Here is a 7,013-nt window from a genome sequence, read left to right on the forward strand (position 1 = left end):
ATGAGCCTGCACAGCGTTACTGCCCGGCGGGTGTGTATGAAATCATGGAAAATGATGATGGTTCAAAACGCTTCCAGATTAATGCAGCCAACTGTGTACACTGCAAGACCTGTGACATCAAAGATCCGTCCCAGAATATCACCTGGGTAACACCGGAAGGTGGCGGTGGTCCGAATTATCCGAATATGTAATCTCTGCTGAGATCAAAATAAACCCGCTGAAAAGCGGGTTTATTTTTTATCTTTTATTTAAAAATTGTTTAATAAATAAGCTAGACTTTGTGTAACAATCCATAAAAATCCGAAAATAAATATTAAATATTGTATATAAAAAAGATACGGATATTTATCCATTAACTGGACTAACTGCCGTTTTTCAATTTTAAAATAAACCCCCTTTCTATAAAGTTTCTTAAATTTAATTTCCATTTTTATATTTAGAGTCTCCCTCCAAAAAACTAATGGTAAAACACTTAAAAAGTAAAAATTAAAAATTTCCAAAGGTTTTTTATATGCATTTTCATCATCAAATATAGTTTTACAAATTCCTTTTAAATTCATATTTATGTAAATATATTGGAGAATAAAGAAGAGTAAAAATAAAACAAAAAAAACAACACTTGTAAATATTAATGGCATGGTTTTTATTAAATATAAAATAGTGTCCATTATTTAATATTCTCCCCTCTAGACTCAACTGTATAATATATTAGACTTCTTTCATAAATCATTTTTTACTCAGCTTCAAATTATAGATTCCAGCAATTAAATTGAATCTTAAGCCCAGTTTTTTTGCCTCGCTTCCAATATCGCTTAGCAAGGATTTTAAATATTTTAAACTAGACCTCTTGCGAAAGTCATTATTGCAAGTTTATCCGGTTTACCAGTGCAGCGATTAAATTAATACGTAAACCGAATCTTTTTTGTCTCTTTCTATAGCGCTCATTTAATATTCTAAATATTTTCAATTGACTATTGATGTGTTCGATCACAACTCGTATTTTTCCAATCATGTTATTGTACTTTTTCTCAACATCAAATAAGGGGAAATTCTTCTGTTTCTTTATTGGCATCAATAATTACACAGAATAATTCGGTACTATCAGATTTCTTTCATAAGTCATTTTTCACTCAGTTCCAAATTATAGATTCCAGCAATTAAATTGAATCTTAATCCCAGTCTTTTGCCTCGATTGCGATATCGCTCAGCAAGAATTTTGAAGGTTTTCAAACTGCCAAATACATGCTCAATCCCAATTCTTCTTTTATTGATTTGCTGATTATAGATTTTTAGTTCAGGATCCAGTTTACAGCGCTTCTTTGCTTTTAATGGCAACAAGCTATTTGGATACACTGTATAAATTCCCTGATAACCCTTATCTGCAAGGATAAATGCACCTGCAGGAATTTGATTCAAGTTACGTTTGAAGAGTTCGAAATCATGTACGGCACCACGACTGGTACATGAACTCAGGATTTTTTGAGTTTGATAATGAATGATGGCCTGTACTTTGAAGGTGTGGGTCTTTTTCTTGCCGCTATAGCTTTTCTTCTGTTTTTTTAGGCCTTTGGATTGGAATTTCTGTGGCATCTACAATCACCACATTCCAATCGATGCCTTCGCCCTCGGGTAAATCTTTGGGTAAATTAAATAAATTGGACTTGATTAGGCAGACTTCAACATGACGTACGATTCTTGAAGCTATGGGCTCTGAAACCCCGTAACTCGTCGCAACGTGAAATAAGGTTCGGTATTCCCGCCAATAGCTTAGACAGAGCAGAACCTGGTCTTCCAGGCTTAACTTTGGCAGAGACATGTTTCTTCAATTGCTCAACCATTAAATCAAAGGTTGACCATGAGATGCCGGTGTATCGCTTGAACTGTGTTTCAGAAAGCTTCTTTGAATCGATGTATTTCATCCGTAGATTATGTATGAATATTAAAAATTCTTTGGTATAAATAAGCAGCAAAAAGTAGATCTTTTTTTGATTTATGAAAGAGATCTATTGAACATCGGGACTAGAGTTGTGGGTTTTGTGTGGTAACTCAACTGATGGCTCTAGTCCTTCTGTTTTTCAATTCCATTTCTTATCCGCGATTCGGGTATTACTTATAGTTTTTATAAATACTTGCCCAGTTTTTTTTACTCTAAATCAATTAAAGGAAGATGTTATGGAGTCATTAATACGTTTTTATCTTGTATAAAAAACTTTAATAATTCAGTTTGATAATTATAAAAAGTGCAGGTAATGCCATTCCTAAAGTAACAAATGCGATGAGAGGGGTTGGTGCTGTAGGAAAAATTTTTCTAGTTGTTGCAGTTGTTTATGCAGGTAGAGAAATTTATTATGCAGAAAATAGAGAAAAAGAAAGCATTAGACAAACAACTACTCTTCTTTCAGGTATAGCAACACGAGCAACAATAACAATTGGAGTAAGTTCATATGCTGATGCACCTATTAGTATTTTTGTGCTGGTCTTGTAGGGTCAGCGGTAGGCGGATGGGGAGCTCTTAGAAACGTATGATGAAGAGCTAAAAGATTTTACTATATGGAAATTTTTTTAAAATATAGCGGTTATATAAGTTTGATATTAGGCTCATGTTTTATTATTTCAAGCATGCCTACTCTCTATCAAACAGATGATGATATTGATTTAAGAAAATATAAAATACTCTTTTATATTGGATGTATTTTCATTTCAATATGGCTTATTTCAATCCTTTTTTATTAAGTAACCCGGATCCTGCTTAAGCCGATGATTCCTTAATTTGAATTGTTGGCTTATTTTGATGGGTTAATTGATATGCACATAGTGAGGCGTAAATTCCACTCAGAAATCCATGAAGACTACGTGCTTTACTCGTCACTAAATTGTATTGTCCCTTCAATAAACTGAATAATGTTTCTATCTTATTGCGTTGTCTTAGGTGATATTCATCTGATGCACAGAGTTGAATAGCCTACATATTCTTTCGATGATAAGTAATTAAATCAATACCTTGATCTTTCAATCTGATTTTTAATTCTTGGCTGATGTAACCTCAATCCCCATAAAGTTTTGCTTCTATACCAGCAACCAATTGCTCATCCATTTTTATGTCAGCAACATGTCCATTCGATAAAGCAGAACAGGCAATTTCACCAAATTGATTCATCGCAATATGTAATTTACAGCCATAAAACCAGCCCATTGAGCTTCTACCACGTGATGCAATTTGGACTAATGATTTATGACGCTGAATACGTTGATTTTTACAAACTGGCAGAGTTGTTGAATCAATCCATAAATATTGTGTAGCTTGGTCTTTCATCAGCGCCACATGTAAAGCATGTAGGGCCAATTGGTGCATATTGATCAGATGAATCATCCTTTGATAGCAAGGCAAGTACTTAAATAAATGGCTTTTATCTTCTTTTAACCAGGTGAAAAAGGCTTTGAAATTATTGAAATGAGAGCATTTGTACCAAATGGCAATAAAGCAGATTTCTGAAATTGTGAGTTGAGCAGTTCTGATTCTCAAGGAACCACAGTTTTGTTTGAGAAACTCCCAATAAGTTGATTCAAATTTAAGAAAAAAATCATCAATTACGCAGAATAATTCGGTACTATTGAACATCAGGACTAGAGTTGTGAGTTTGGTGTGGTAACTCAACTGATGGCTCTAGTCCTCTTATTTTTCAAGTCAATTTCTTATCCGCGATTCGGGTTTTAATAGGATATTTTAAATACCTAAATATTTTAGATTTAAACAAGTTACGATTGTTTTATTTTAGCCAATTAAATCTTTATTTGTTGCTTCTAAATACCAAATTGTTTCGCCCCAATCACTTTCTAATTTAGGGAAAATATCTCCCTCTGTAAAATACCGTGAATTAGACTGATTTGCGGGACTCCACCAATAGCCTGTTTTCGGACATTTTTGGCCTGCTAAAGCTTTTAAATTCTCTATAACAATAGACTCTACTGTACCCCCTTGATCTGAAATTCTTTCTATTAAAGTCCAAGAGGTTTCAAAATATAATTTTTCTCTAGTTTCCTTATTTCTACATGCATATCTAGGCGCAAAACCATTATCATCTTCTTTACTACTTGCCAGGAATATCAATTTATTATCATATTCATTGCATACATAAACACCTGTTTTATTTATTTTTTCTTTAGATCTAACTATATTTCTTGGATCTAAACGATAAATAGGATAAGAACCTGGCAACTTTATATTTATTCCATTAAATATTTCTGCCTTTGGAAACTCATTATTAAGAAACCCTTTATCCCAATATGTTGGATATGTTTTTTCAATAATTAAAGCGTATTTTTTCGAAATTAAGTAATAATCCCAACATTGTTTAACTTTGTTATGAGGTAAATTATTCATCCAATAGAAAGAAAATTCACTAAGACCTTTATCATTTGATCGAATTTCTGCCGCACAATCAAGATATGTAAAATCGCCTGATTTAATTTTTGTATAAGCAATATCAATACGATCCATCGTATTTCTTAGATTTGGCAATACTGTTTCTCCCCAATTAATATCTGCCTGCTCTGAAAAAGGTAAGGTTCTCAGGTCATAAGGCAAATTATGAATATAAAGCTCAAATAATCCCTCTAATCCTGTTAAAAAATTATGATAATTATTTCTCATTATTTCAAAAAAATCTAAAGAACTAAATTCTTCCAATAAATAGACTTCTTTAGGATGGACGCTATTATTCATATTAAAAACCTAGAATTTATATATTATTTTGATTTATTTTCCGAACGAGGAGCCAAAGTATAATCTCCTAATCGTGTTTCTAAAGCTGGCACACCTACAATTGAAAAATCACCAATTATTGTATCTGTACCATACCCCCATCCAGTTAATTTACGTTTACTTAAGCCGGAAGGGATCAAATCTTTAGGATCCAAGACTATTTGTATTCCCCCACCTTTTAAATAAAACTCACCTCGTTGTTGAGAGGCTGCTGGACCTTCCCAACCATACAGTTTCTGACCTTTTGGAACAGTATACTCAAGATATTCCCCATTACTATTCCAGCTTGCCCAAACTGCAAACTTATCTCTCCATTCCTCACGGCTTTTCAATTTATCAAACTCAGATTTTCTCATCCAACAGATACTATTATCCAAACTCCCAGGTGCGACTACACGTACTAGTACATCGCCTTCTTTAAAAACTTCAGCTTCAATCATATCTTCAGCAAAAGTATTATATTTTCCTTGGAGAGGATGAGAATAGCCGCTTTTTAAGGCTAACTGGGTATCTCCTAAGCTGGGATGCAAAGGAGTATTTGCTGTTTTAGGGTCTTGGCTTGCAGGCTCAAAAGGTAATTCTTCACCTTTAATTTTTTTATGCACCCAATTAGGTTTCCTTTGTCTAAAAGCATCTAACTCTTCATCGTCTGATACTCTTCTAAATTGGGTTAAATTTTTAATATTAGTTTTTGCTTTATACGCATGGTCTGCTTCTTTATCTATTCGAGCAGCTAACTTTTCTAAAAAATCTTGAACAGGTTTTAAAAACTCACCCAATTTTTGGTTAGCAGCTTGACGCACATCCAATACATCCTGCAACATTTTTCGAGCTTTCTGTCCAATAATTTGGCTACCGTATTTATCAATAAAGTTAACTGTTTGCCTTAAATCTCCAATTAATTTATCAAATACTTCAAGCAATGCTTGTTTGGTTAATTTAGTTTTAATTTCTCTAAGTTTTTCAGCTGTTGCTTTATAAATATTGGTAATCTTGGCATCTTTTAAAGCTTTTTTTACTGCGGGACGTGCTAAAAATTTATTTAATTCAGTAATCCCACTTTCAATAGATGGTTCAGCTAACTTATAAATATTAGTGCCAGTTAACTGTACTGATTTTGCTCCTGGTCTCATCATAAATTTACGTATAGGAGCCAAAAGTACTTTAAATATGCCTTTAAATAAGGAACCTAGTACAGGAAATAATCCAATAAGGGTTAATATCAGCCCGATCCATGCCCATGGGTTATTTAAATCGTCTTTAATTTTTTTAGCATTTGCACATAAGTCACGTATATCACAGATCTGATCTACAAATGGAATCATAGAGATCACAGTACCGGTAACAATCTGAGCAGTACTCTGCTCTTCAGCAAAATCCCCTTGAATCACAACCCAAAGCCAGTCTGCAATATCAGTTAAAGTTTCTTGTCCCTTTTTTATTGCTTTATTCACAGGAGCAGCTATAGCTGCCATTGCATTTAATAATTCTTGTCTCGAAGGTAAAAAATCTACCATTTTTATCACTTATTCTTCTATTTTATCGAGTTGATCTAATACCAGATCATAAGTATCCCAAGGTTTATCTATTATCTCAGCCTGCTCATATTCCACTCTAATCGCCTTTTCAGGTACATTATTATGATGAGCTTTACCCTGATCATCGAGTTGACCTTCAATGATTTGATTACCTTCAAAAAATATTTTATAACCTACGCTAGAAAATGGCTGATTATCAGCATCCAAATGCTCTAAAGCAATCCAGTTCTGATTTTTAAAGCTAGGTAAAGCTGGCAAGGAAGTATTTATCTGACTTCCATTAACGAATAAATGCTGCCCCGCCTTTACCTCAAACTTGCCACCCGTTGTTGACAAAATTCCCGCACTACTGATTTCAATCTGTGACCCGCCCGCGGTTAGTACAATCTTTTTGGTTGCAGTAATTTCGATCTGATCTTCAGTAGAGATAATTTTGACACCTTTACGCGCAATAATATCCACTGCATCGTCTTGTGCCTGGACTTCTATCTTTCCTTTGGCTGCATATGCCCTTAAACCTTCTTGAGCGGCAAATAAACTTATTTTTGAAGCGGCATGGCCAATAATATATTTTTGTGAACTCAGGTTAGGGCGTGTCCTCATTTGAAGAATTGGTTTTAAATACTTAAAATCCTCCTTTGAGTTATTTTTATTTCTACATTTTCAATGGCACGCACTCTTCTTACCGATGATATCTGGCAGAAAATTCAAGA

General features: G+C 33.8%; 8 protein-coding genes and 3 pseudogenes. 2 read left to right on the top strand and 9 right to left on the bottom strand.

From position 1 onward, the window contains the following. A partial coding sequence (locus E2K52_RS12670) for a 4Fe-4S dicluster domain-containing protein (protein WP_171478862.1) occupies window positions 1-191 on the top strand: 191 nt, incomplete at its 5' end. A gap of 57 nt (window positions 192-248) precedes the next feature. Here the strand turns inward: E2K52_RS12670 and E2K52_RS12675 are convergent. From E2K52_RS12675 to E2K52_RS12690, 5 genes and pseudogenes are all read right to left on the bottom strand, one after another. Beyond that, a complete protein-coding gene (locus E2K52_RS12675) occupies window positions 249-668 on the bottom strand; it encodes a hypothetical protein (RefSeq protein WP_151205427.1) in 420 nt (139 codons plus the stop codon). A 58-nt stretch (window positions 669-726) separates the two neighbouring features. After that, window positions 727-835: pseudogene (locus tag E2K52_RS15775) on the bottom strand (IS5/IS1182 family transposase); the annotation flags it as partial. A 24-nt stretch (window positions 836-859) separates the two neighbouring features. After that, window positions 860-1,078: pseudogene (locus tag E2K52_RS12680) on the bottom strand (transposase family protein); the annotation flags it as partial. Between the two features lie 41 nt (window positions 1,079-1,119). After that, the gene (locus tag E2K52_RS12685; protein WP_151205428.1) at window positions 1,120-1,590 is read right to left on the bottom strand and encodes a transposase family protein; all 471 of its coding nucleotides are present in this window, start codon (window positions 1,588-1,590) and stop codon (window positions 1,120-1,122) included. After that, window positions 1,538-1,816 (bottom strand): transposase family protein, encoded by a 279-nt coding sequence (locus E2K52_RS12690; RefSeq protein WP_151205429.1) that lies wholly within the window; start codon window positions 1,814-1,816, stop codon window positions 1,538-1,540. The genes E2K52_RS12685 and E2K52_RS12690 overlap by 53 nt, the downstream gene beginning before the upstream one ends. Window positions 1,817-2,224: 408 nt before the next feature. Between E2K52_RS12690 and E2K52_RS12700 the strand changes: the two genes are divergently transcribed. Beyond that, window positions 2,225-2,485 carry a hypothetical protein gene (locus E2K52_RS12700; protein WP_151205430.1) on the top strand — a complete coding sequence of 87 codons (261 nt, stop codon included), beginning with the start codon at window positions 2,225-2,227 and terminating at the stop codon, window positions 2,483-2,485. 264 nt (window positions 2,486-2,749) lie between these two features. Here the strand turns inward: E2K52_RS12700 and E2K52_RS12705 are convergent. The 4 genes and pseudogenes from E2K52_RS12705 to E2K52_RS12720 all read right to left on the bottom strand — a co-directional run bounded on the left by E2K52_RS12705 (window position 2,750) and on the right by E2K52_RS12720 (window position 6,903). Next, window positions 2,750-3,619: pseudogene (locus E2K52_RS12705) on the bottom strand (IS982 family transposase). Window positions 3,620-3,772: 153 nt separating this feature from the next. Next, complete coding sequence (locus E2K52_RS12710; RefSeq protein WP_151205431.1) at window positions 3,773-4,723, bottom strand: hypothetical protein; 951 nt, start codon at window positions 4,721-4,723, stop codon at window positions 3,773-3,775. 23 nt (window positions 4,724-4,746) lie between these two features. After that, a complete protein-coding gene (locus E2K52_RS12715) occupies window positions 4,747-6,279 on the bottom strand; it encodes a hypothetical protein (RefSeq protein ID WP_151205432.1) in 1,533 nt (510 codons plus the stop codon). 9 nt (window positions 6,280-6,288) lie between these two features. After that, complete coding sequence (locus E2K52_RS12720) at window positions 6,289-6,903, bottom strand: DUF2345 domain-containing protein (RefSeq protein ID WP_319922805.1); 615 nt, start codon at window positions 6,901-6,903, stop codon at window positions 6,289-6,291. Window positions 6,904-7,013 lie beyond the last annotated feature (110 nt).

Origin of the sequence: Acinetobacter sp. RF14B (assembly GCF_006864105.1) — a bacterium.
GTDB lineage: Bacteria > Pseudomonadota > Gammaproteobacteria > Pseudomonadales > Moraxellaceae > Acinetobacter > Acinetobacter lwoffii_C.